The sequence below is a fragment of the Sphingomonas sp. SP2 genome (assembly GCF_058313385.1).
Genome location: NZ_JBZFLD010000001.1, coordinates 1,699,566 through 1,722,591 on the forward strand (window position 1 = coordinate 1,699,566; position 23,026 = coordinate 1,722,591).

At 66.8% G+C, this 23,026-nt stretch carries 21 protein-coding genes; 17 read left to right on the plus strand and 4 right to left on the minus strand.

Annotated features, from left to right (window positions below):
• Positions 1-20: 20 nt before the first annotated feature.
• The gene (locus AC4GYU_RS08640; RefSeq protein ID WP_491086479.1) at positions 21-1,781 is read left to right on the plus strand and encodes a putative bifunctional diguanylate cyclase/phosphodiesterase; all 1,761 of its coding nucleotides are present in this window, start codon (positions 21-23) and stop codon (positions 1,779-1,781) included.
• Here AC4GYU_RS08640 and AC4GYU_RS08645 read toward each other — a convergent pair whose 3' ends face one another.
• Positions 1,782-2,705 (minus strand): L-threonylcarbamoyladenylate synthase, encoded by a 924-nt coding sequence (locus AC4GYU_RS08645; RefSeq protein ID WP_491086480.1) that lies wholly within the window; start codon positions 2,703-2,705, stop codon positions 1,782-1,784.
• Between the two features lie 50 nt (positions 2,706-2,755).
• On the opposite strand from AC4GYU_RS08645, the gene AC4GYU_RS08650 reads away from it, so the two are divergent.
• Positions 2,756-4,432: an acyl-CoA dehydrogenase family protein gene (locus AC4GYU_RS08650; RefSeq protein WP_491086481.1), complete on the plus strand. Its 1,677-nt coding sequence runs from the start codon at positions 2,756-2,758 to the stop codon at positions 4,430-4,432.
• A gap of 23 nt (positions 4,433-4,455) precedes the next feature.
• Here AC4GYU_RS08650 and AC4GYU_RS08655 read toward each other — a convergent pair whose 3' ends face one another.
• Positions 4,456-4,809, minus strand: a complete 354-nt coding sequence (locus tag AC4GYU_RS08655) for a GntR family transcriptional regulator (RefSeq protein ID WP_491086482.1) — start codon at positions 4,807-4,809, stop codon at positions 4,456-4,458.
• A 38-nt stretch (positions 4,810-4,847) separates the two neighbouring features.
• Positions 4,848-5,435, minus strand: coding sequence for a nitroreductase family protein (locus AC4GYU_RS08660; protein WP_491086907.1), 588 nt, complete (start codon positions 5,433-5,435; stop codon positions 4,848-4,850).
• A gap of 124 nt (positions 5,436-5,559) precedes the next feature.
• Here AC4GYU_RS08660 and AC4GYU_RS08665 point away from each other — a divergent pair, with 124 nt between their 5' ends.
• From AC4GYU_RS08665 to AC4GYU_RS08715, 11 genes are all read left to right on the plus strand, one after another.
• Positions 5,560-7,200, plus strand: a complete 1,641-nt coding sequence (locus AC4GYU_RS08665; RefSeq protein WP_491086483.1) for a peptide MFS transporter — start codon at positions 5,560-5,562, stop codon at positions 7,198-7,200.
• A gap of 4 nt (positions 7,201-7,204) precedes the next feature.
• A complete protein-coding gene (locus tag AC4GYU_RS08670; RefSeq protein ID WP_491086484.1) occupies positions 7,205-8,596 on the plus strand; it encodes an amidohydrolase in 1,392 nt (463 codons plus the stop codon).
• Positions 8,593-9,972 carry an amidohydrolase family protein gene (locus tag AC4GYU_RS08675; protein ID WP_491086485.1) on the plus strand — a complete coding sequence of 460 codons (1,380 nt, stop codon included), beginning with the start codon at positions 8,593-8,595 and terminating at the stop codon, positions 9,970-9,972. Before AC4GYU_RS08670 ends, AC4GYU_RS08675 begins: the two co-directional genes overlap by 4 nt.
• The gene (locus tag AC4GYU_RS08680; RefSeq protein WP_491086486.1) at positions 9,969-10,634 is read left to right on the plus strand and encodes an NnrU family protein; all 666 of its coding nucleotides are present in this window, start codon (positions 9,969-9,971) and stop codon (positions 10,632-10,634) included. The genes AC4GYU_RS08675 and AC4GYU_RS08680 overlap by 4 nt, the downstream gene beginning before the upstream one ends.
• Before the next feature lie 17 nt (positions 10,635-10,651).
• Positions 10,652-11,992, plus strand: a complete 1,341-nt coding sequence (gene glmM / locus AC4GYU_RS08685; RefSeq protein WP_491086487.1) for a phosphoglucosamine mutase — start codon at positions 10,652-10,654, stop codon at positions 11,990-11,992.
• The gene (locus AC4GYU_RS08690; RefSeq protein ID WP_491086488.1) at positions 11,992-12,195 is read left to right on the plus strand and encodes a DUF1272 domain-containing protein; all 204 of its coding nucleotides are present in this window, start codon (positions 11,992-11,994) and stop codon (positions 12,193-12,195) included. Before glmM ends, AC4GYU_RS08690 begins: the two co-directional genes overlap by 1 nt.
• A gap of 28 nt (positions 12,196-12,223) precedes the next feature.
• Positions 12,224-13,405 (plus strand): bifunctional hydroxymethylpyrimidine kinase/phosphomethylpyrimidine kinase, encoded by a 1,182-nt coding sequence (gene thiD, locus AC4GYU_RS08695; RefSeq protein WP_491086489.1) that lies wholly within the window; start codon positions 12,224-12,226, stop codon positions 13,403-13,405.
• 420 nt (positions 13,406-13,825) lie between these two features.
• On the plus strand, positions 13,826-15,448 hold the full coding sequence (locus AC4GYU_RS08700) for an asparagine synthase-related protein (RefSeq protein ID WP_491086490.1): 1,623 nt from the start codon (positions 13,826-13,828) through the stop codon (positions 15,446-15,448).
• A gap of 100 nt (positions 15,449-15,548) precedes the next feature.
• Positions 15,549-15,824, plus strand: a complete 276-nt coding sequence (locus tag AC4GYU_RS08705) for a hypothetical protein (protein ID WP_491086491.1) — start codon at positions 15,549-15,551, stop codon at positions 15,822-15,824.
• Between the two features lie 77 nt (positions 15,825-15,901).
• Positions 15,902-18,136, plus strand: coding sequence for a DNA topoisomerase IV subunit A (parC, locus tag AC4GYU_RS08710; RefSeq protein WP_491086492.1), 2,235 nt, complete (start codon positions 15,902-15,904; stop codon positions 18,134-18,136).
• Positions 18,133-18,930 (plus strand): acyl-CoA thioesterase, encoded by a 798-nt coding sequence (locus AC4GYU_RS08715; RefSeq protein WP_491086493.1) that lies wholly within the window; start codon positions 18,133-18,135, stop codon positions 18,928-18,930. The genes parC and AC4GYU_RS08715 overlap by 4 nt, the downstream gene beginning before the upstream one ends.
• Here the strand turns inward: AC4GYU_RS08715 and AC4GYU_RS08720 are convergent, their stop codons facing one another.
• The gene (locus tag AC4GYU_RS08720) at positions 18,931-19,824 is read right to left on the minus strand and encodes a LysR substrate-binding domain-containing protein (protein ID WP_491086494.1); all 894 of its coding nucleotides are present in this window, start codon (positions 19,822-19,824) and stop codon (positions 18,931-18,933) included.
• 322 nt (positions 19,825-20,146) lie between these two features.
• Here AC4GYU_RS08720 and AC4GYU_RS08725 point away from each other — a divergent pair, with 322 nt between their 5' ends.
• The 4 genes from AC4GYU_RS08725 to AC4GYU_RS08740 all read left to right on the plus strand — a co-directional run bounded on the left by AC4GYU_RS08725 (position 20,147) and on the right by AC4GYU_RS08740 (position 22,989).
• Positions 20,147-20,329, plus strand: a complete 183-nt coding sequence (locus tag AC4GYU_RS08725) for a hypothetical protein (RefSeq protein ID WP_491086495.1) — start codon at positions 20,147-20,149, stop codon at positions 20,327-20,329.
• A 56-nt stretch (positions 20,330-20,385) separates the two neighbouring features.
• Complete coding sequence (locus tag AC4GYU_RS08730; RefSeq protein ID WP_491086496.1) at positions 20,386-21,342, plus strand: hypothetical protein; 957 nt, start codon at positions 20,386-20,388, stop codon at positions 21,340-21,342.
• Between the two features lie 73 nt (positions 21,343-21,415).
• Positions 21,416-22,198, plus strand: coding sequence for a phosphoribosylaminoimidazolesuccinocarboxamide synthase (gene purC, locus AC4GYU_RS08735; RefSeq protein ID WP_491086497.1), 783 nt, complete (start codon positions 21,416-21,418; stop codon positions 22,196-22,198).
• 227 nt (positions 22,199-22,425) lie between these two features.
• The gene (locus AC4GYU_RS08740) at positions 22,426-22,989 is read left to right on the plus strand and encodes a porin family protein (protein WP_491086498.1); all 564 of its coding nucleotides are present in this window, start codon (positions 22,426-22,428) and stop codon (positions 22,987-22,989) included.
• The last annotated feature ends 37 nt before the right edge of the window (positions 22,990-23,026 follow it).

Here is a 23,026-nt window from a genome sequence, read left to right on the forward strand (position 1 = left end):
TGACCGTCCATAGGCGGGACATGCCGGCCTCGCCCCAGCGCACCTCACCCCGAGGTGCCCCGCTCGCTGCGCCGCCCTTGTGGGCGGACGGGCCGGTGTTGCTCGACGCCCTGCCGATCTCGGCTGCGATCCTCGAATATGACGGGAGCGAAGTGCGGATCACCGCGCACAACAGCCGCTTCGAGGAAGCGGTGGCGCTGTCGACCGCGAACACGCTCGCCGGCCTGCGCAAGCTGTGCCTCAGCGGCGAGGGCCTGATCGCGACCCACCTGTGTGACTGGTTCAGTGGCGAGCAGCTCCGCCCGGACCTCGACTTCCGTGACGGGGCCGGGGTCGCGGCGCGCTTCTACCGACTGAAGCTTGCGCCGCTGCCGAGCCATGGCGATTGGAAGCGGGCGCTGCTGTCGGTGGTCGACCGCACCGCCGAGGTCCAGGCCGAACGTACCCTGCGCGCGGAAATGCTGCGCGACAGCCTTACCGGTCTGCCCAACCGGCTCGCCTTCACCGAGATGGTCGAGGCTAAGGGACGCGATACCGATCCCGATGGCCAGGGCCATGCGGTGCTGGTGGTCGACATGCTCCGCTTCAGCCGCATCAACGAGAGCATGGGCAGCCTCGCCGGCGATGAACTGCTCATCACCTTCGCTCGCCGCCTGATTTCCGCCTTGCGTGCCGGCGACAGCCTCGCCCGGACCGGCGGCAACGAATTCGGGATCGTGGTCGCGCTTCGCCGCGGCATGGCCGATGCGCTGAAGGCCGCGAGCCGGATCCAGGACGCGATGAACGCGCCGTTCAAGCTGAGCGAGCTCGAGATCAAGGTCGAGTGCGCCATCGGCCTTGCGATCATGCAGCCCGGGCAGGACGCGGAGGAGCTGTTCCGCAACGCCCAGTTCGCTGTGAAGCAGGCAAAGGCCAGCGGGCGCCCCGAAATCTACGAGCCCAAGGAAGCGAGCCTCGCCCGGCGGCGCTTCTCGATCGAGACCGAGCTTCGCCGCGCGCTCGACCGCGACCTGCTCGATCTCCACTACCAGCCACTGGTCGACCTCAAGACCGGCGAGGTGACCGGCTTCGAGGCGCTTGCCCGCTGGAACCATGAAGAGCGGGGCGAGATCAGCCCGACCGAATTCATTCCCGTCGCCGAGGAAAGCGGACTGATCCTCAGCCTCGGGCGCTGGGCGATGCACCGCGCCGCCGAGACGCTCGCCCGGTGGGACGAGGAGTCCGGCCAGCAGTTGCCGCTCTATGTCGGGGTCAATCTGTCGGCGATCCAGGTCGCCCGCGACGACATCGCCGAGATGGTCGCCGGCGCGCTGCGCTCGACCGGGCTTGGCGGGCACCGGCTGACGCTCGAACTGACCGAAAGCTCGATCGTCCAGGACCCGCGCCGCGCGACCCGCGTGTTCGATGCGCTGAAGGCGCTCGACGCGACGGTGGCGATGGACGATTTCGGGACCGGCTATTCGAGTCTCGCCTATCTTCAACGACTTCCGATCGATGTCCTCAAGATCGATCGCAGCTTCGTCACCGGCATGATGATCGATCCCGACAGCGTGGCGATCGTGCGCGCGGTGCTGAGCCTTGCCGACGCGCTCGGCATGTCGACGACGGCGGAAGGGATCGAGAGCCGCGAATTGGCGACGACGCTGGCCGCGCTGGGCTGCGCCTCGGGCCAGGGCTATTTCTTCGCGAAGCCGCTCGTCGCCGACGAAGCGCTCGATTACTGGCGCAGCCGGATGCGGGCCTCGTCGCTCAAGCCCTCGGTGCTGGCCTCGCGGCTCTGATCAGTCGCGCGGCGCCGCAGCGCGCTGCAGCCGGTCGTTGATGGCGAGGCCAAGTCCCTCTCGGGGAATGGGCGCGACGGCAAGTCGCGGCGCGGGCGAGGCGTCGGCCTCGTGCAGCAGGTCGAACAGGCGCGCGGCGGCTTCGACGAGGTCGCCGGAGGCGCTGAGATTGGCGCGGCCTTCGACCGGACCAAAGCCGATCAGCCATTCGTCGCCCTGCGCTTGCGTCGCGTTCAGCCGAAGCGGTTTCGACGGAGCATAATGACTTGCCATCATGCCGGGGGCTTCGATGCCCATCGTTCCTTCGGTTGCCCCGGGCACGAGGACCGGGCCGTGACGGAGGAGCCGGAGCGGACCGCCGGTCGCGGCGATGATCGTGCTTTCCACCCCGTGGGCCGTCGCTCCGCCGTCGATTACCAGCGGGATGCGCCCGTCGAGCGAGAGCAGGACATGCGCGGCGCGGGTCGGGCTGATCCGGCCGCTGGCGTTGGCGCTTGGAGCGGCGAGGGGACGTCCTGCTACCTCGAGGAGGGCGCGCATCACCGGATGGGCTGGAACGCGGATTGCGATCGAGGGGAGGCCTGCGGTCACGATGCTCGCGATCGGGCTTCCGGCGCGGAGCGGAACGACAAGGGTCAGCGGTCCCGGCCAGTGCGCCTCGGCCAGCGCCCGGGCCTCGGGTGAGAAGTCGCCCAGTTGCTCGGCCGCGGCGAGGTCGGGGACATGCACGATCAGCGGATTGAAGCTCGGCCGCCCCTTCGCCGCATAAATTCCGGCGACGGCCTCGGCATTGGTGGCATCGGCGGCGAGGCCGTAGACGGTTTCGGTAGGCACGGCGACGGGCCGGCCAGCGCGGATCAGCGCGGCAGCCTCGGCGATCGCCTCGGGCCCGAAGGGCCGTATGTCGGTGCTCTTGCCCGTCATCGCTCCGCCGCTATGGCAAAGGCGAAGCAGTCACAAGGGAATGGACGGTTATGGCACTCCGCTGCCCGGTTGAGGAACAGAGGTTCGTACTCGAGCAGGTCGTTCGAATTCACGAGCTGACCAACGACGGCGACATCGTCGCGGCCGTGCTCGAGGGCGCCGCCCAATATGCCGAGGGCGAGGTCGAACCGCTGAACCGTGTCGGCGACACGATCGGTGCGAAATGGTCGCCGGACGGCGTCGCCATGCCGGAGGGATTCCACGACGCCTATCGCCAGTTCGTCGAGGGCGGCTGGGGCACGATCAGCGCGCCCGAGGAAGCGGGCGGGCAGGGGCTTCCGCTCGCGCTCGGCGCGGCGGTGATGGAGGATCTGAACGCCGCCAACCTCGCCTTCGCGCTCTGCCCGATGCTGACCATGGGCGCGATCGAGGCGATTTCGGCGCACGGGTCGGACGAGCAGAAGCGCGACTATCTGCCGCGAATCGTCAGCGGCGAATGGCCGGCGACGATGAACCTCACCGAGCCGCAGGCGGGCTCGGACGTCGGTGCGCTGCGGACCAAGGCGGTGCCGAACGGCGACGGAAGCTGGGCGATCACGGGCTCGAAGATCTACATCACCTATGGCGAGCATGACCTTGCCGAGAACATCATCCACCTCGTGCTCGCCCGGACTCCCGACGCGCCTGCGGGGACGCGCGGCATCTCGCTCTTCCTGGTGCCGAAGATCCTGCCCGACGGGCGCCGCAACGACCTTCGCTGCGCCTCGATCGAGCATAAGCTCGGGATCCACGCGAGCCCGACCTGCACCATGGCCTTCGGTGACGAGGGCGGGGCGACCGGCTGGCTGATCGGGCCCGAGCATGGCGGGATGCGCGCCATGTTCACGATGATGAACAACGCCCGCCTCAACGTCGGTTTACAGGGCGTCGGGATTGCCGAGGCGGCGACCCAGCGCGCGGTCGCTTATGCGCTCGGCCGGGTGCAGTCGGCCCGCGCCGGGGGCGAGAGCCGCGAGCCGGTGGCGATCGAGCAGCATCCCGATGTCCGAAGGATGCTGCTGCGGATGCGCAGCCTCACCATGGGCGCGCGGGCGCTGGCTTATTATGCCTTCGGGCAGATCGACCGCGCCCATCGCGGCGATGCGCAGGCGGCGATGCGCGGCGACGTGCTGACGCCTCTGGTCAAGGCCTGGGGCACCGATGTCGGCTGCGAGGTCGCGAGCCTCGGCATCCAGGTCCACGGCGGCATGGGCTTCGTCGAGGAGACGGGCGCGGCCCAGCATCTGCGCGACGCTCGGATCGCGCCCATCTACGAGGGCACCAACGGCATCCAGGCCGCCGACCTTGTCGGGCGCAAGCTCGGGCTCGACCGCGGGCTGGCCTTCGACGGGCTGATCGCCGACATCCGCGCCGAGATCGAGGCGCCGGCGCTGGTCGCGCTGGCCGACGCGGTCGAGATCGCCGCGACGACGCTGCGCAATGCCGGGCAGGACGACCGGCTGGCGGGGAGCTATCCCTTCCTCACCATGTGCGCGGTCCTGACCGCGGGCTGGCTGATGGAGCGTCAGTCGCGCGCGGCGCTCGAGGATACGCCCTTCGGCGCAACCAAGCGCACGGCGGCGGCCTATTTCGCGACCGTGATCGCGACCGAGGCGCTGGGGCTCGCCGCCGCGGCCGAGGCCGGCGCGGACCTGCTCTACAAGATTCCGGCGGAAGCTCTTCTGTAGGTCAGCTCGAACGACCTCGGCCGTTATTGCCGCTCGAGCAGTTCGGCTGGGTCGATCCCGAGGCGGTCCATCTTGGCTCGGACGGCGGGCCATTCCTCGCGGATGAAGATGTCGCGCTCGCTGGTCGAGAGGCGCTCGCGGGCGCCCTGGGCGACGAACATGCCGACCCCGCGCTTGACCACGACGAGACCCTCGTCCTGGAAGCCCTGATAGGCCTTGGCGACGGTCAGCGGGTTGGCGCCCTGCTCGGCGGCGAAGGCGCGAACGCTCGGAAGCGGGTCACCGTCGCGGTACCGCCCCGCGAGGATGGCTTCGGAAATGATGTCGCGAAGCCGGACATAGACCGGCTTGGCTTCGGTGCGGCCTCGGAGCGTCATGCTGTCGTAATACGGTGCGGCGCGCCCTTTGGCAAGGGTCAGGCGGGCGGAGTCCAGTTGCGGACCACCGCGCCAAGATCGGGGCGCGGGCGCTCCTCGAGCGGACGGCCCGGCGAGCCGATGAAGAAGAAGCCGATGATCCGCTCGGACGGGTTGGCGGCAAAGGCTGCGGTGACCAGCGGATCGCTGCTCGCCCAGCCGGTCAGCCAGCCCGCGACATAGCCGTGCGCATGGGCGGCATGGAGGAGGTTCATCGCCGCTGCCCCGACGGACAATTCCTGTTCCCAGACAGGGATCTTGTGCCCGGGCACCGGCGCGGACAGCATCACCACCAGGGACTGGCCTTGCCGGGCGAAGTCCTGCGCCTTCTGGCGATGGGCGGGCCCGGCGTCCGGATCGTTACGGTCGAGCGCCTTCTGAAGAAGGTCGGCGAACGCCTCGCGCTGGTCGGAGCGGACGATCACGAACCGCCAGGGGTGGAGCTTGCCATGGTCCGGGGTCCGCGCTGCAAGGGCGATGATCTCGCGCAATTCGGCTTCGTCGGGGCCGGGGGCGACCATCTCGCGCGGGCGGCCGGAACGCCGGGTGCGAAGGTAGTCGCGGACGGAAGTGAGGTCGTTGAACATGGGCAGGCGCGACATAGGAAGGCGGGGGGCCTGCCACAATGCGCTTGGCAGATGAGACTTATCCCTTAAGGTGCCGCCACTTTTGCCGGCCACGGCCCGGCGTAACTACGGGAATTGTCACGCAATGAAGTCCATGGATCTCTGGCAGGAAGGCGACTGGATCGCCGCCATTGCCGTCTTCCTCCTCGTCGTCTTTCTCGCGATCGGCGGCAAGATTGCCGTTCAGAAGGATCCGGAGTTCGCGGGGCATCCCAAGGGCCTCTACATGCTCTTCTTCGCCGAGATGTGGGAGCGCTTCTCCTACTACGGCATGCGGGCGCTGCTGATCTTCTACCTGACCAAGCACTGGCTTTTCACCGACAGCAAGGCGTCGCTGATCTACGGTGCCTACACCAGCCTGGTGTACATCACCCCGGTGCTGGGCGGCTATCTGGCCGACCGCTACCTCGGCCAGCGCAAGGCGGTGCTGTTCGGCGGCCTGCTGCTCGCCATCGGCCACAGCCTGATGGCGGTCGAGGGCAATGGCGGCCAGACCGATCCGGCGATCAACGTCTTCTGGGCCGCGCTCGCCTTCATCATCGTGGGCTCGGGCTTCCTCAAGGCCAACATCTCGGTGATGGTGGGCCAGCTCTACAAGCTGACCGACATCCGCCGCGACGGCGCCTACACCGTCTTCTACATGGGCATTAACGTCGGCGCCGCGCTGGGCACGATCCTCGTCGGCTACCTCGGCGAGACCATCGGCTGGGGTTATGGCTTCGGTCTTGCCGGCATCGGCATGCTCGCCGGCCTGATCGTCTTCGTGATCGGCAAGGGTGTCCTCAACGGCGCGGGCGAAGCCCCGGCACCGCTCAGCAAGAACAAGGAGTTCACCCTTTACGGCGTCGGCGTCGCCTCGGTCGCGGTGATCTGGGCGCTGGTCCAGTATCAGGACGTCATCCAGGGCCTGCTGGTCGTCTCGGGCGTCGCCCTCCTCGGCTATGTCCTCTACGAGAGCTTCAAGCTGCCCAAGGAACCGCGCGAGCGCATGTTCGCGATCCTCTTCCTGATCAGCCTCAACCCGCTCTTCTGGGGTCTGTTCGAGCAGGCGGGCGGCTCGATGAGCCTGTTCACCGACAAGTTCGTCGATCGCGGCGGGGTCCCGGCCTCGCTGTTCCAGTCGATCAATCCGATCTTCATCATGATCATGGCGCCGGTCTTCGCGGCGCTCTGGGTGATGCTCGGCAAGCGCAACGCCGAGCCGTCGGCCCCGGCCAAGTTCGGCCTGGCGCTGGCGCAGATGGGCCTTGCCAACCTCGTCCTCGTCTATGGCGCGGAAGCCTTCGGCGTCGCCGCGATGACCCCGGTCATCCTGGTGTTTGCTTATTACTTCTTCGCCACCACCGCCGAGCTCTGCCTCTCGCCGGTCGGCCTCAGCGCGATGAACCGGCTTGCGCCCAAGTTCCTCGCGTCGCTGATCATGGGTGCCTGGTTCTACATGACCGCGGTCGGCAATTTCGTCGCCGGCAAGATCGGTGAAGCCACCGGCGGCCATGACGGCGAGCTCAGCAAGCAAGGTCTGCTCGACATCTACGGGATGTTCGGGTGGATCGCGGTTGGTGCCGGTGTCGTCGTGCTGTTGCTGAGCCCGATCGTGAAGCGCTGGATGCACCTCGATACGCTGGGCAAGGACGACCTCGCCGGTCGGGCCGAGCTGGCCGAGAACGAGGGCCCCGGCATGTTCCCCCAGGGCGAAACCGCGCCCACCGGCCCGCGTCAGGGCTGAGCCGATGCGGCGGGGGCTGATCGGCGCGATCTCGGGGGCGATGGTGGTGGCGGGCTGCGCCACCACCGGGACGGCAACGAAGGACGAGGGGGAGCGGGTCGCGATCGCCGCCGATCCCTTCCCCTCGACCTACCAGCGCTATCCGGGCGCCCCGGTGGTGATCACCGGGGTCACCATCCTCGACGGGGAAGGGGGCCGGATCGACAACGGCCAGATCTACTTCGCCGACGGCAAGATCCAGGCGGTCGGCCAGACGGTCGGCGCTCCCGCCGGGACGCAGGTCATCGACGGCACCGGCAAATATGTGACGCCGGGCGTGATCGACATCCACAGCCACCTCGGCGACTATCCCTCGCCCGGCGTCGCCGCCCATGACGACGGCAACGAGGCCACGGCGCCGGCACGGCCCGAGGTCTGGGCCGAGCATAGCGTGTGGCCACAGGATCCGGGCTTCAGCCGCGCGCTGGCCAATGGCGGGATCACCACCCTCCAGATCCTGCCCGGCTCGGCCAACCTCTTCGGTGGCCGCTCGGTCATCCTGAAGAACGTTCCTGCACGGACCGTGCAGGGAATGAAGTTCCCGGGCGCGCCCTACGGCCTCAAGATGGCCTGCGGCGAGAACCCCAAGCGCGTCTATGGCGACAAGGGCGGGCCGGCGACGCGGATGGGCAATATCGCCGTCACGCGCCAGACGTGGATCAACGCCAAGGCCTACAAGCGCAAGTGGGACGCCTATGAACGCGACGGCGGCGATCCGCCCGAGCAGGATCTGGCGATGGACACGCTGAAGGGCGTGCTCGAGGGCAAGATCCTCGTCCAGAACCATTGCTATCGCGCCGACGAAATGGCGCAGATGATCGACCTGTCGAAAGAGGCAGGCTACAAGATCAGCGCCTTCCACCATGCGGTCGAGAGCTACAAGATCGCCGATCTCCTCCGCGAGAACGGCATCTGCTCGGCGATGTGGGCCGACTGGTATGGCTTCAAGATGGAAGCCTATGACGCGATCCGCGAGAATATCGCGTTCGTCGATCGGGCCGGGGCCTGCGCCGTGGTCCATTCGGACGATCCCAACGGCATCCAGCGCCTCAACCAGGAAGCCGCCAAGGCGATGGCCGCGGGCCGCCGCGCCGGTATCCCCATCACCGAAGAACATGCCTGGACCTGGCTCGGCATGAACCCGGCCAAGGCGATCGGCATGTTCGACCGCATCGGCAGCCTGAAGTCGGGCAAGAATGCCGACGTCGTCCTGTGGAACGGCAATCCGTTCAGCACCTATACGCGGCCCGAGCGGGTCTGGATCGACGGCACGCTCATGTACGACGCCGCCAATCCGCGGCTTCGTCCGGTCAGCGACTTCGAGCTCGGCCAGACCGGCGAAGGAGACGTGAAGTGATCCGCACCGTGATCGCATCGGCGCTCGCGCTCGTCCTTGCCCCGCCGGCTGCGGCGCAGACCATCGCCATCACCGGCGGCACCGTCGCGCTCGGCGACGGGTCGGCGCCGATCCCCAACGGGACGGTGGTGATCAGCAACGGCCGGATTGTCGCGGCCGGGGCCGGGGTTGGCGTTCCCGCTGGCGCCCGGACCATCGACGCGACCGGCAAGTGGGTGACCCCCGGCATCGTCGCGGGCTTCTCGCGCCTCGGCCTCGTCGACGTCGATGCGGTCGACGGGACCAACGACACGAGCTCGGAAGGCCCGTTCAGCGCGGCGCTGGATGTCTCCACCGCGATCAATCCCGGCGCCGCGCCGGTCGCGATCAACCGCGCCGAGGGGATCACCCGCGCGGTGGTCGCGCCGTCGGCGGGCAAGAGCATCTTCGCGGGGCAGGGGGCGCTGATCGACACCGCCGCCGATCCCGAGCCGGTGACCCGCGCGCGCCTGTTCCAATATATCGAGCTTGGCGAGCAGGGCGCGGCGCAGGCCGGGGGAAGCCGTCCCGCTGCCCATGTCCTTCTTCGCAATGCGCTGCGCGAGGCGCAGCAGCTGGCGAGCGGCGCCGCGTCGCCGCGGAGCGAGGCCGGGCGGACCCCGACCGATCCGCGCAACGATCCGGTCGTTTCCAATCCCAACGAGAGCCGCTCCTATGACGCGCGGCGCAACCAGGACGTGCTGCTTACCCGCTTCGACGCGCTTGCGCTGGGGCCGGTGGTGCGCGGGCGGCAGATCCTCCTCGTCCATGCCGAGCGAGCGGCCGATCTTCGCCAGGTCATCGCCCTCAAGCGCGAATTCCCGGCGCTCCGGCTGGTGATCGCCGGCGCCGACGAAGGCTGGACCGTGGCGCGCGAACTTGCCGCCGCCAACATTCCGGTCATCGCCTCGGCGCTGAGCGATCTTCCCGCCCAGTTCGAGAATCTCGCCGCGACGCAGAGCAATGTCGGCCGCATGCGCGCGGCCGGGGTCAAGGTGGCGATCGGCACGCTCAACGACGACGACAGCCGCATGGCCTTCCGCTCGCGCTGGTACGCCGGCAACCTCGTTGGCCTGACCCGGGTGCCGGGCGCCGCGGGCCTGAGCTGGGGCGAGGCGCTGCAGGCGATCACCTCGGCCCCGGCCGACGTGCTAGGCCTGTCCGATGTCGGCAGTCTCGCCGCGGGCAAGCGGGGTGACGTGGTCGTATGGAATGGCGACCCGCTCGACAATCTGAGCGCCGCCGAGATGGTCATGATCGACGGGGTCGAGCAGCCGCTGGTCACGCGCCAGACCCGGCTTCGCGACCGCTACCGGAGCCTCGAGCGCGGCGCCTTGCCGGAGGCCTACCGCCGGTGAGCGCTGCCGCGCTGACGGCCCTCTTCGCGGGGCTGTTCGTCGCGACCCATCTCCTGCTCTCGCATCCGCTCCGCGCGCCGATCGTCGCGCGTCTGGGTGCTAAGGGATTCGTCGGCCTGTACTCGGTGGTCGCCTTTGCGACCTTCGTGCCGATGATCCTTGCCCGGCGCTCGGCCGGCAGCGAAGACTATCTCTGGCCGGTCCCGGCCTGGGGGTGGGACGCCGCCGCCCTCGTGATGTGGCTTGCGGGCATCCTTCTCATCGGCTCCTTCCTGCGCAATCCGGCGATGGAGACGCTGCAGAACCATGATGCGGTGATCGGGAGGCCGACGGGCCTGTTCCGCTGGACTCGGCATCCGATGATGTGGAGCTTCGCCCTGTGGGCGGTGACGCACCTCCTGGTGCATCCCGTGCCGAGCGGCGTTGCGATCGCGGTGGCGGTTCTGTTCCTCGCTCTTGTCGGCGCGGCCGCGCAGGACGCCAAGAAGCGCAGCCAGCTCGGCCCACGCTGGACCGAGTGGGAAGGGCGGACCAGCTTCATCCCCTTTGCCCGGGGCCTGGCCTTCCCCGGCTGGACAGCGCTCCTGGGAGGCACCTTGCTCTGGCTCGGAGCAACCTGGGTGCATCCGCTTCCCGTCGGCCTGTGGCGGTGGCTCGCCTGACGCGCTAGGGCGCGATCATGGCACGCAAATTCTTCGGCACCGACGGCATCCGTGGGCTCACCAACAAGGCTCCCATGACGGCCGATGTCGCCCTCAAGGTCGGGCAGGCGGCGGGGGCGCATTTCCTCCGCGGCGATCATCGCCACCGGGTCGTGATCGGCAAGGATACGCGCCTGTCGGGCTACATGATGGAAAGCGCGCTGGTGGCCGGCTTCACCAGCGTCGGCATGGACGTGGTGCTGCTCGGGCCGATGCCGACTCCGGCGGTCGCGATGCTGACCCGCTCGATGCGCGCCGACCTCGGGGTGATGATCTCGGCCAGCCACAATCCCTTCTACGACAATGGCATCAAGCTGTTCGGTCCCGACGGCTACAAATTGTCCGACGAGGATGAGCTCGCGATCGAGGCGCGGCTCGAGGGCAAGGTCGACCTCGTCGCCGCCGGCAAGATCGGCCGGGCCAAGCGCATCGACGATGCGCGCGGCCGCTACGTCCACTTCGCCAAGTCGACCTTCCCCGAGAAGCTTCGGCTCGACGACCTCAAGATCGTCGTCGATTGCGCCAATGGCGCCGCCTACCATGTCGCGCCCGACGCCTTGTGGGAGCTTGGCGCGGAAGTGATCCCGCTGGGCGTCAAGCCCAACGGCATCAACATCAACGACGCCTGCGGTTCGACCCATCCTCAGCTCCTCCAGGAGACCGTGGTCGCAAGCGGCGCGCATATCGGCCTTGCCCTCGATGGCGACGCCGACCGGCTGATCGTCGTCGACGAGACCGGCAAGGTGATCGACGGCGATCAATTGATGGCGCTGATCGCGCTCGACCAGAAGCGCCAGGGGCTGCTCAAGGGCGATGGCGTGGTCGCCACGGTGATGAGCAACCTGGGGCTCGAACGCTGCCTCGGCGATGCCGGCCTGACGCTCCACCGGACCAAGGTCGGCGATCGCTATGTGCTCGAGGGGATGCGCAGCCTCGGCTGCAACGTCGGCGGCGAGCAGTCGGGTCACATCATCCTGTCCGATCATGCGACCACGGGCGACGGTCTGGTCGCGGGCCTTCAGATCCTCGCGGCGATGGTCTCGCAGCAGAAGGTCGCGAGCGAACTCCTCAACCAGTTCGAGCCCGTCCCCCAGTTGCTCCGCAACGTCCGCTTCAAGGACGGCGAGCCGCTCGCGAACGACCGGGTCAAGGCGATCATCGCCGATGCGGAGCGCCAGCTCGAGGGCCGCGGGCGGCTCGTCATCCGCAAGTCGGGGACCGAGCCGCTGATCCGCGTCATGGCCGAGGGCGACGATGCGGGCGAGGTGGAGACGGTGGTCGCGGGCATCTGTGCCGCGGTCGAGGAGGTGGCCGGCTGATGCTTGCGATGAAACCCGCCTGCGAGCGCTGCCAGGAGCCGCTCCCCGCCCAGCTTCCGGGCGCCTTCATCTGCTCCTTCGAATGCACCTTCTGTTCGCCCTGCGCGGAAGCGCTCGACGAGCGCTGCCCCAATTGCGGCGGCGAATTGCTCGACCGGCCGACGCGGACCAAGGCCTCCGAAGCCCGCGTGGCGAAATCTTAAGCAAGCGCCGTCAGGACAGGGGGACCCCATGACCCAGCAGCGCACCCCCAAGATCCTCATCATCGCCGGCTCCGACAGCGGAGGCGGGGCGGGCATCCAGGCCGACATCAAGACGGTCACCATGCTTGGCGGCCATGCGATGACCGCGATCACCGCCGTCACCGCCCAGAACAGCCTGGGAGTGGACGCCGTCCATCCGGTCCCGGCCGAGATGGTGCTGGCGCAAATCGATTCGGTGCTCGCCGACTTCGGCGCCGACGCGATCAAGATCGGGATGATCGGCTCGGCCTTCACCGCGCGCATGGTCGCCGAGCGGCTCGGCCAGGTGGAAGAGCGGATCCCGCTCGTGTTCGATCCCGTCATGGTCGCCACCAGCGGCGCGACGCTCGCCGACGACGCCACCATCGACGCCTTCGGGACGCTGATGGACCTTGCCACCATCACCACGCCCAACCTGCCCGAACTCGTCCGGCTGACCGGCCGCGAGGATCCGGTCGAGGCGGCGCTCGGGCTGGTCTCGGCCCATCGCTGCGCGGTCCTCGTCAAGGGGGGGCACGATGAAGGCGAGGCGGTCGCCGACGCGCTGATCGAGGAAGATAATCTCACTAGCTGGCAGGGGCAGCGGATCGAGACCCCGCACAGCCATGGCACCGGCTGCACGCTGGCGAGTGCGATCGCGGTCGGTCTCGCGGAGGGCAAGCGGTTGCCCGATGCCGTCGCCATGGCCCGCAATTTCGTGCGCATGGCGCTGCTCGAGGCACCCGGCCTTGGCGGCGGGGCAGGGCCGATGGGGCATGGCAAGGTCCGGCTCGATGTCGGCGGCGCGCCGCGGATCAATCAGGTGACCGTGACCGGCAAGGATTATGCGGCGCAGGTCGCCTTCTATCGCAAGCTCGGGCTCCGGCAGATCGTGGACAGCCCCGAAAACGGCTATGCGCGCTTCGAGGCGTGGGGCGGGACCACCTTCTCGATCCAGATCGACCCGGAAGAAGAAATCTCGCCGACCACCGCCATCTATTTCGAGTGCGACGACCTCGACAGCCGGGTCGAAGCGCTTGCCCGCGCCGGAATCCACTTCGAACATGGCCCGCGCGACCAGCCCTGGCTATGGCGCGAGGCACGCCTTCGGGATCCCGCCGGCAACATCATCTTCCTGTACCGCGCCGGCGAATCCCGACGCTTCCCACCGTGGCGTCTGGGTGACGCCTGACCCATATCGTTTCCGTTTCAAAATAGGGCCTTATTCACCTTGCTTTAAATGCAACCAAAATGGTAGCGACTGCATTCATTCTGGCGGATTGCCGGGTGCTCGGTACCGGAAAGGTGTGCGTGATGAAGAAGTCGTGGGTGAAGCCAGAACTGAAGCGTATGGTTGCTGGCGGTGCGGAAGCGAGCACTGGCGCGCGCAACGAGCCCGCAACCGGCGGTGGGACGAGCCGCCGCTCCTAAATGGCCCTACCCGGCAATGACTATAATTGCCGGCATCTTAAACAAGGACGATGCGGGTTCGGATCAAGGTCCGAGCTTGCCCTCGTACTTGGGTCTAAAATTCCAGTGTTACGACAGTGCGTCTGGAAGATTTTTCCAGGCTGATCTCGCGTGTAAAAATCGCGTCCTCAGCACTGATCGGATGTCCGCACTTTCTGCAGGGTGGCTGGCGGATGCGGACGGTCTTGCCGCGACGCTTAGACTCCCCTCGTCGGCCGATACGACTGCAATTCTGGTAGCGGCGTGGGCACGATGGAACGTGGCAATCGCTCGTAAGGTCGCAGGAGACTGGTGCCTCGCGCTTTGGGATGAAAAACGCCACGAATTAGTGCTGTTGCGTTCGCCAATGGGTAGCCACGCTCTCTACTTCGCGGACTCGAAGAGATCACCGGCATTCGCCTCTTTGGCGCGGCTAGTGCCCGAGCTCCTGGGGGTGCGCCCAACGCCAAATTGGGACGCCATCGCTCATTTTGCCCGTCACATGACCTTGCCTTCGACCCAGACAGGATTTGAAGGCGTCACGCGCTTACCTGCCGGGTGCTTCGCAATCTGGTCCGAAGGTCGCTGGGAAGTCCGCTCACTTTGGACACCCGAAGTCACATCAGGAAAAAGCCAGAATGCGCGTGAGTTTCGCACTGTCTTCGAGCGTTGTGTGGCGGCCACGCTTCCGAAATCAGGACCGATCGCCAGTCAATTGAGCGCTGGCCGCGACAGCAGCGCGGTCACCGCTGTAGCGGCCAGGCTTGCGCCCGGGCGGGTGGTCGGCATTTCGTTCGCACCTCGCCCCGGCTCGGTGCCTGCAGACACGGACAAGCTCATCTTTGATGAGGCCGCCGTCGCTTCGTACACTGCGACGTCACTTGGCATCCCTCATAGCGTCGTCCATGGGGGGAGCCCGGACGAGCAGCTCGCATGGCTCCGCCAATTGCAGCGCTGCGCCCCGTTGCCATTGCTGAGCGCTTCTGGCGCCGGCCTACGAATGGCGATGCTGCAAGCGGCCGCGTCGTTAGGCGCTAGGGTCATGCTGACGGGGGCTTACGGTAATTTGAGTCTGTCAGCTGGGGGATTGTCCTTTCTTGACGCGTTACGTCGCGAAGAAGGAATTTTGACTTGGATCAGAACGTGCAGATCGCTGCGGGGGCGATTAGCACTGCGCACGATCATCTTTCGCAGTCTTCCTCATTTTGTGCGCCGACCAATCGCTTGGCTGCGAAGGAGAAGCACATATCGCGTGCCGCCGATCTGGAAGGGCCCACTTGCGAGGGCAGCACGGGCTCTACCTCGCCAAAGCAATCATGCGGTCGATCCGCGTTCGGAGATACTGCAGGTCATTGGTGAAATGGAGATGGCCGACCCGGCTGCTTATATCCACGGAATTGAACTGCGCGATCCGACAGCCAGTACTGAGTTGGTGGAATTTGTGCTTTCCTGCCCTGCCTCGTCGCTCACGGACGGCAGCCTCGGACGTCCGTTATACGAAGAAGCTTTTGCAGATGTCTTGCCGGCAAGCGTCACCAAGGAACGCCGAAGAGGTCGTCAGGCGGCGGATTGGTGGAAAGCGTTCACAGCTGAACAGCTCAGGACGGAACTCGAGAACCTTGTTCGAAACCCCCTCGTCGGGCGCTGCATCGATCTTGGCGAAGTCGAAGCCTATATCGCCGCTTGGCCGACATCGGCTGACGAGGCCCTGGCGAAGGAAGACATCTTCCAAGAGCTCCTGGTAAGTCTGTCGATTGCGCTATTCCTCGACGAGAACTTTTCATGATCGTCTCTGACATCAGTTGGGTCCAGAACGGATCAAAGTGATAGTATCTGAGTAATTTCGCAAGCGCAGGAATGTTTCTTCCCCAGAGGAGGAGATACGAATGCGCTCCTTTATTGCTCTTATTGTTATCAGTCTTTCTTCTACCGCTTTGGCTAGTGCGCCAAGAGAGCCAGCAGCTGCTGATAAGGGGCCTAATATAAGCTGTATCGTCTTCGACGTCGATGGCACTTGTCTGGTGAACTCCAAACAAGCCAAGGGTAATGACTATAACGATTACATCGACTGGTACACGATGGACGATTATTGCCGTACGCGCGCTACCACGCGAAACGAGAAGCGATGGTGCGAACAACTGGGTTTTGCGACGTCACCCTGACGGTGGGCTCTGCCCCGCAGATCCGGCGCCGCAGCCACCTTCTTTTGCAGGCCGCGCCGCCCTGCTAGCACGACCCCATGCAGCCTTCCGAAACCGAGATTGAAGTCCCGTTCGATGCCGCTCTGTCCGAGCGCTATCTCGTCTATGCGCTGTCGACCATCACCGCCCGCTCGCTGCCCGACGTCCGCGACGGGTTGAAGCCGGTCCATCGCCGGCTGCTGTGGGCGATGCGGCTGCTTCGGCTCGATCCGGCGGGGGCCTACAAGAAGTCGGCCCGCGTCGTCGGTGACGTTATCGGCAAATATCACCCGCACGGCGACGCTTCGGTCTACGACGCGATGGTCCGCCTCGCCCAGGATTTCGCGCTCCGCTATCCGCTCGTCGACGGGCAGGGCAATTTCGGCAACATCGACGGCGATAACGCCGCTGCCTACCGCTATACCGAAGCCAAGCTGACCGCGATCGCGGCGCAGCTCATGCAGGGGCTCGACGACGGCACCGTCGCCTTCCGCGCGACCTACAATGGCGAGGAAGAGGAGCCCGAAGTCTTCCCGGGCCTGTTCCCCAATCTCCTCGCCAATGGCGCAAGCGGGATCGCGGTCGGCATGGCGACCAGCATTCCGCCGCACAATGTCACCGAGCTGATCGATGCCGCCGCGCACCTCATCGACAATCCCGCGGCCGAGACCCGCGACCTGATGGACTTCGTGTCGGGGCCGGACTTCCCGACCGGCGGGCTCGTCGTCGATGCGCGCGAGACGATCCTCGCCGCCTATGAGAGCGGGCGGGGCAGCTTCCGCCTCCGTGCCCGCGCCACGCAGGAGAAGGAGAAGGGCGGGGGCTGGGACCTCGTCGTCACCGAAATCCCCTATGGTGTGCCAAAGGCCAAGCTGATCGAGCAGATCGCGGAGCTGATCGCGAACAAGAAGCTGCCGATCCTCGCCGACGTACGCGACGAGAGCGCCGAGGATCTGCGCATCGTGCTCGAGCCGCGCAGCCGGACGGTGGATCCCAATCTGCTGCTCGAGAGCCTCTACCGGCTGACCGATCTCGAGGTCCGGTTCCCGCTCAACCTCAATGTCCTCGATCAGCATCGCACGCCGGGGGTGATGGGGCTGAAAGGCTGCCTCACCGCCTGGCTGTCTTTCCAGATCGAGGTGCTGCTCAACCGATCGCGCACCCGGGTCGGCAAGATCGAGGACCGGCTCGAGCTGCTCGACGGCTTCCTCATCGCCTACTTGAACCTCGACCGGGTGATCGAGATCATTCGCACCGAGGACGAGCCCAAGGTCGTGATGATGGCCGAGTTCGGGCTCAGCGACCGGCAGGCCGAGGCGATCCTCAACATGCGGCTGCGGTCGTTGCGCAAGCTCGAGGAAATGGAGATTGCCAAGGAGCGGACCGCGCTCGCCAAGGAACGCGACGAGCTGCTCGCCCTGATCGAAAGCCCGCGCAAGCAGCGCAACCGCCTCAAGAAGGACCTCGAAAGCGTCAAGGCGAAGTTCGGCGACGCGCGCCGCACGACGATCGAGGAGAAGCCGCTTGCCGCCCGGGCCGAGATCGACTGGTCGGCGATGATCGAGAAGGAGCCGATCACCGTCATCCTCTCGGCGCGCGGCTGGATCCGGGCGATGAAGGGGCATCTCGCCCCGACCGAGTTCGAGACGCTGAAATTCCGCGAGGGCGACGAATTGTGGGGCAAGCCGCTCCATGCGCAGACCACCGACAAGATCCTGATCGCGGGCGAGAATGGCCGGGTCTATACGCTCGGCGGCGACAAGCTTCCGGGCGGGCGCGGGTTCGGCGAACCGATCCGCCTGGCGATCGACCTTCCCGCCGAGGTCGAGATTGCGGCGATGCTGGTGGTGAAGCCGAGTGCCCGGCTGCTCACCGCGAGCAGCGACGGGCGCGGCTTCGTCACCAGTGGCGAGGCGGTGCTGGCCGAGACCCGCAAGGGCAAGCAGCTGATGAACCTCCGTCCGGGCGCCAAGCTGCAGGTGCTTCGGCCGGTGCCCGAGGGCGCCGACGCGGTCGCGGTGATCGGTGACAATCGCAAGCTCCTGCTGTTCAACCTCGCCGAGCTGCCCGAAATGGGCCGCGGGTCGGGCGTCCAGCTGCAGCGTTATCGCGACGGCGGCCTTGCCGACGTCACGGTGCTCAAGTTTGCCGATGGGCTCAGCTGGAGCATGGGCGGCGACAGCGGCCGGACGCGCAGCGAGACCGACCTCAGCCCGTGGCGCGCGATCCGCGGCGCGAGCGGCCGGATGGCGCCGCTCGGCTTCCCACGCGACAATCGCTTCCAGGGCGAATGATGGACCAGCAGTCGACCAGCCCGACGCTCGGCGAAGTCGTCGACATGATGGAGGGTAGCCCGCTCGCCCTCGACGCCCCGCCGGCCTGGAGCCAAGGACGCACGCTCTACGGCGGGATGACCGCCGCGCTCGGCTGGGCTGCCGCAACCAGGGCCTTGCCCGATCTGCCACCGCTGCGGTCGGTCCATGCCGCGTTCGTCGGACCCGCCGCCGGCCATCTGACGCTTGCGCCCGAGATCCTTCGCCAAGGCCGCTCGGCGACGACCGTCGGGGTCGACGTCCGCGGCGATGCGGGGCTTGCGGCGCGGCTGACCTTCTTCTGCGGCGCACCGCGCGCGAGCAAGGTCGAGCATCAGCGCGTGTCGACCCCGCAGGCACCGGCACCCGACGAGCTGCCGCGCGTGCTCGGAAGCGGGCAGGGGCCGACCTTCGCCGCCAATTATGACATCCGGCACGTGAGCGGGGGGCTTCCGCTGAGCGGCGGGCCGGCCGAGTTCACCATGTGGGCGCGGCTCAAGGAGGATGCCGGGGTCGATCCCCTGGTGTCGCTCATCGCCCTCGCCGACGTGCTTCCGCCCGCGGCGATGCCCGTCTTTCCCGAATTCGGCGTGATCAGCTCGCTGTCATGGAGCTTCGACCTCGATCGCCTGCCCGAGGAAGCGGGGGCCTGGTATCTCGCCACCGCCACTTCGGAGAGCACCGCCGACGGCTATTCGCGTCAGGCGATGGACCTCTGGGACCAGCAGGGCCGCCGCGTGCTCGCAGGGCGGCAGACGGTCGCCATCTTCGTCTGATCAGTCGGCCAGCGCGCTCGTCAGCCATTCGGCGAAGCGCTTGATCTTGGCCACGCGCGCCCGGGCCGGCGGCACGCAGAGCCAGTAAGCGAAGCCGGCGGTCGAGCGCTGCTCGAAGGGCTGGACCAGCCGACCCGACTGGAGGTCGCCGCGCCACAGGAAGGGGGTGAGCAGGGCGAAGCCCTGGCCGCCCATCGCCGCATGTCCTTCATTGGCCTGGCTGTCGAGGCGGATGCCACCCTTCCTGCTGCGGCGGTCATAGGCGATCCCTGCGTCGCCGAACCAGATTTCCCACCATTCGTCCTGCGCCCCGATCAGCGGGAAATCGGGAAGGTCGGCCGGGGTAACCCGGCGCCCGAGCGTGCGCTCGACCTCGTCGAGGAAGGTGGGGCTCGCCATGACGGTGAATTCGCCGCGGATCAGCAGCCGCGAATCGAGGCCGGGCCAGTCGCCTTTGCCTGAGCGAATGGCGACGTCGGCCTCGCCCGCGTGAAGGTCGTGGAGCCGGTTGTCGGTCACGAGCCGAACGGCGAGATCCGGATGCGCGATCTGGAAGCGCCCGAGCGTCCACGCCAGCCAGGTGTTGGCGAACGTATGGGTGGTCGCAACCGTCAGCAACGCCTCGTCCTCGGCCCGGCTGGCGGCAAAAGCCTTCTCGATGAGATCGAATGCCTGGCCGAGCGGCGCAAGCAACTGGCGGCCGAGCGGGGTCAGCCGCGCCCGCCCGCGCTCGCGCAGGAACAGGGCCGCGCCGACCCGGTCTTCGAGGCTTTTGACCTGGTAGGAGACCGCCGCCTGGGTCAGCCCGAGCTCGCTCGCGGCGGCGGTGAAATTCTCGTGCCGGGCGGCGGCCTCGAAGACCCGAACGGCGGCGAGGGGAGGAAGGCTCCGCATCACCAATCCATAAACCAGCCTTATGGCCTCCGCCAGTCATTCGATTGGCGGAACGAGCCGGGCCTTCCTATTCAGACTAGTGTCGCCGGTCGGGGCATCGCCCTTTTCCATCCCGCTGCTTCGTCGGCGACAAGCAACAGGGAAGACAGGGAAGTCATCGCCATGGCTTATGGAGCCGGGCGCGCCGACGAGGCGCGTGCCTTCGCCACCGATAAAGCGCGGGCATCTTGGCGCTTGCTGCCGGCCGACGCTCGGTGGGAAGCCATCGAACGCACCCTTGGTCGTCCCGTCCTGCGTCAGTCGCAAGTCATGGAGGCCAGCAATGAGGGACGAAATGTACGACCGTGAATTCCAGGAAGGGCGCGAGGCGCTGAACGGCGGGATCGACCGCCTGCTCGCGCGGGTCGTTCGCTTCTGGCTGGCGATCGGCAAGGCGCACGCCCGTTCGGCCTGGAACGCCCCATGGCGCCGGATCGAACGGCGCCGCCGGGACGGCATCGCCTAGGCTTGCTCAATCAATGATATAATGTCACCTTGCCTGTCCTAATGGAGGGCTAGGTGATGCGTTCATATCTGCTGGCGAGTGCGGCGGCGCTGTTGCTGTACGGATGCTCCGAAGAACAGCCGAAGCGGGCTGCGGAGGAATTGCGGACCTTCGACGTCAGTGAAGCGCCGCCCGTGTCGCCCGCGCCGCCGCCGATGGCCCCGCCGCCGACCGTGTCCGCCGCCATTCCCTCCCGGGAGAGTGCGGACGGGGCAGGGCCGGACATCAGCGTGACCTCGGCGCCCGGCGTCGCCTTCAACTATCGCTATGCCTATCGCCTCGCCAACGCCCGGATCCAGGCGGCGCAGGAAGCGCATGCGCAGATGTGCGAGAAGCTTACCGTCGCCCGCTGTCGGATCACCGGCATGCGCTACAGCCTGGTCAACGAGCGGGACATCGCCGCGAGCCTCGAGCTCAAGCTCGACCCCTCGGTCGCCCGGCAGTTCGGCAAGGATGCGACCAAGATCGTCACCGATGCCGAGGGCATGCTCGTCGACCAGCAGATCAGCGGGGTCGACATGGCGCCGACGATCGAGGGCGCGGATCGGGGTCGCGCGGCGCTCCAGGACGATCTCGACCGGGTCAACCGCGAGCTTGCCCGCTCCGGCCTCAGCAATGTCGTTCGCGACCGTCTGCTGACCGAGCCGGCGCAGCTGCGCGATCGGATTCGCGCGCTCGGCGCCCAGAAGAAGGATGCCGAGGACAGCCTCGCGACGACCCCGATGATGTTCGTCTACGGATCGGGCGCGACGGTACCGGGGTTCGATGAGGAGCGGCCCATCGCGACCGCCTTCGTCCGCGCCGGCCTCGCCTTCGAGCGTGCGGCGGCCTTCCTCATCGTCGCGGGCGCGACCCTCCTTCCGTGGGCGGTGATGATTGGCTTGCTCGTCTGGCTGTGGCTGCGCTTCCGCGTTGGCGCCTGGCTGAGCCGGAAGAGCGACGAGGCCTTCGCCCGCGAGCTCGCCCAACCCTGAGCCTTAATTGCATGGGAAGCGGCGGCTCTCTATGGCGGTCCAAACCTCACCATAGAGAATTGGAACGTCACGCATGGCTCGCCGCCGCCAGATCTACGAAGGCAAGGCCAAGATCCTTTACGAGGGTCCGGAGCCCGGAACGCTGATCCAGTATTTCAAGGACGATGCGACCGCCTTCAATGCGCAGAAGCGCGGCACGATCAACGGCAAAGGCGTGATCAACAACCGCATCTCCGAGCATATCTTCACCTCGCTCAGCACGATCGGCGTCCCGACCCACTTCATCCGCCGCCTCAACATGCGCGAGCAGCTGGTCCGCCAGTGCGAGATCGTGCCGATCGAGGTGGTGGTCCGGAACGTCGCGGCGGGGTCGCTGTCGAAGCGCCTGGGGATCGAGGAGGGGACGCAGCTCCCTCGCACGATCATCGAATATTATCTCAAGGACGATGCGCTGGGCGATCCCCTCGTCGCCGACGAGCATATCGCCTGCTTCGGCTGGGCCACCCAGGATGAGATGAACGACATCGCCGACATGGCGATCCGCGTGAACGACTTCATGGCTGGCCTGTTCGCCGCGATCGGAATTCGGCTGGTCGACTTCAAGCTCGAGTTCGGGCGGGTGTGGGAGAATGATTTCTCGCGCATCATTCTTGCCGACGAGATCAGCCCCGACGGCTGCCGCCTGTGGGACATGCGTTCGGGCGAGAAGCTCGACAAGGATCGCTTCCGGCAGAATCTCGGCGGCGAAGCCGAGGCCTATCAGGAGGTCGCGCGGCGCCTTGGCCTGCTCGAGGGACAGGAAGGCGAAAATGCCGTCCTCGATTTCGACAGTCATCGGAAGAAGCGCGGCAAGTAATCATCTGCCGTAAAGCCGACACATTGATGAACATCTGTTCAGTCTTGCCAGGTCCAGGCTGAACAGATCGTCAGAAATGATGGTTTTCCAGCAACGGTGCGTCGGTTCGTCGAAAAATTCGCAACCTTTGCTCGGATTGTCTCTTGGAAGTCGTGCGCTGCACAACCAGATGCGGCGCTGAGCGGGAACGTAACAGTCCCGTTCCAATGATAATCAGGAGAATATTCGTGAACAAGTTTGTTGCGCTTGCCGCTGTCGCGTCCGCCGCCCTTGCGGCCACCCCGGCCCTTGCGGCTGCCCCGACCGGCCCGCGCGTTGAAGGCATCGTCGGCTACGATGCCGTTCGCGTTGACCTGAGCGACGCCGGTATCGACGGCAAGTTCAAGGACGAGGGCGTCCTGTACGGCGTCGGCGTCGGTTACGACTTCGGTCTCAGCAACGGCGTTTCGCTCGGTGCCGACCTCGAGGCGACCGACTCGAACACCAAGGAGAGCAACATCGCCGGGACCCTGAAGACCGGCCGTGACCTCTACGCCGGTGGCCGCGTCAGCTTCCCGCTCGGTGCCGATGGCAGCAACGTCTACCTGAAGGGCGGCTACACCAATGCCCGCTTCAAGGCTTCGGACGGCACCATCAGCGCTTCGGAGAACCTTGACGGCTACCGCCTCGGCGCCGGTGCGCAGTTCGCGCTGAGCGGCAAGGCCTATGTCGGTGGCGAGTATCGCTACAGCAACTACGAGCAGGACGTTGAGCGTCACCAGCTCGCGCTGACCGTCGGGACCCGCTTCTAAGCGCGTCGACCCAAGCGAAAGATCGGGGCGTCCGGAG

Bases quoted from the DNA above. Each gene is read 5' to 3' on its own strand.
- AC4GYU_RS08640 (WP_491086479.1), top strand. From the start codon at position 21: ATGCCGGCCTCGCCCCAGCGCACCTCACCCCGAGGTGCCCCGCTCGCT.
- AC4GYU_RS08645 (WP_491086480.1), bottom strand. From the start codon at position 2,705: ATGACGGGCAAGAGCACCGACATACGGCCCTTCGGGCCCGAGGCGATC.
- AC4GYU_RS08650 (WP_491086481.1), top strand. From the start codon at position 2,756: ATGGCACTCCGCTGCCCGGTTGAGGAACAGAGGTTCGTACTCGAGCAG.
- AC4GYU_RS08655 (WP_491086482.1), bottom strand. From the start codon at position 4,809: ATGACGCTCCGAGGCCGCACCGAAGCCAAGCCGGTCTATGTCCGGCTT.
- AC4GYU_RS08660 (WP_491086907.1), bottom strand. From the start codon at position 5,435: ATGTTCAACGACCTCACTTCCGTCCGCGACTACCTTCGCACCCGGCGT.
- AC4GYU_RS08665 (WP_491086483.1), top strand. From the start codon at position 5,560: ATGAAGTCCATGGATCTCTGGCAGGAAGGCGACTGGATCGCCGCCATT.
- AC4GYU_RS08670 (WP_491086484.1), top strand. From the start codon at position 7,205: ATGCGGCGGGGGCTGATCGGCGCGATCTCGGGGGCGATGGTGGTGGCG.
- glmM (WP_491086487.1), top strand. From the start codon at position 10,652: ATGGCACGCAAATTCTTCGGCACCGACGGCATCCGTGGGCTCACCAAC.
- AC4GYU_RS08690 (WP_491086488.1), top strand. From the start codon at position 11,992: ATGCTTGCGATGAAACCCGCCTGCGAGCGCTGCCAGGAGCCGCTCCCC.
- thiD (WP_491086489.1), top strand. From the start codon at position 12,224: ATGACCCAGCAGCGCACCCCCAAGATCCTCATCATCGCCGGCTCCGAC.
- AC4GYU_RS08700 (WP_491086490.1), top strand. From the start codon at position 13,826: ATGTCCGCACTTTCTGCAGGGTGGCTGGCGGATGCGGACGGTCTTGCC.
- AC4GYU_RS08705 (WP_491086491.1), top strand. From the start codon at position 15,549: ATGCGCTCCTTTATTGCTCTTATTGTTATCAGTCTTTCTTCTACCGCT.
- parC (WP_491086492.1), top strand. From the start codon at position 15,902: ATGCAGCCTTCCGAAACCGAGATTGAAGTCCCGTTCGATGCCGCTCTG.
- AC4GYU_RS08715 (WP_491086493.1), top strand. From the start codon at position 18,133: ATGATGGACCAGCAGTCGACCAGCCCGACGCTCGGCGAAGTCGTCGAC.
- AC4GYU_RS08720 (WP_491086494.1), bottom strand. From the start codon at position 19,824: ATGCGGAGCCTTCCTCCCCTCGCCGCCGTTCGGGTCTTCGAGGCCGCC.
- AC4GYU_RS08725 (WP_491086495.1), top strand. From the start codon at position 20,147: ATGAGGGACGAAATGTACGACCGTGAATTCCAGGAAGGGCGCGAGGCG.
- AC4GYU_RS08730 (WP_491086496.1), top strand. From the start codon at position 20,386: ATGCGTTCATATCTGCTGGCGAGTGCGGCGGCGCTGTTGCTGTACGGA.
- purC (WP_491086497.1), top strand. From the start codon at position 21,416: ATGGCTCGCCGCCGCCAGATCTACGAAGGCAAGGCCAAGATCCTTTAC.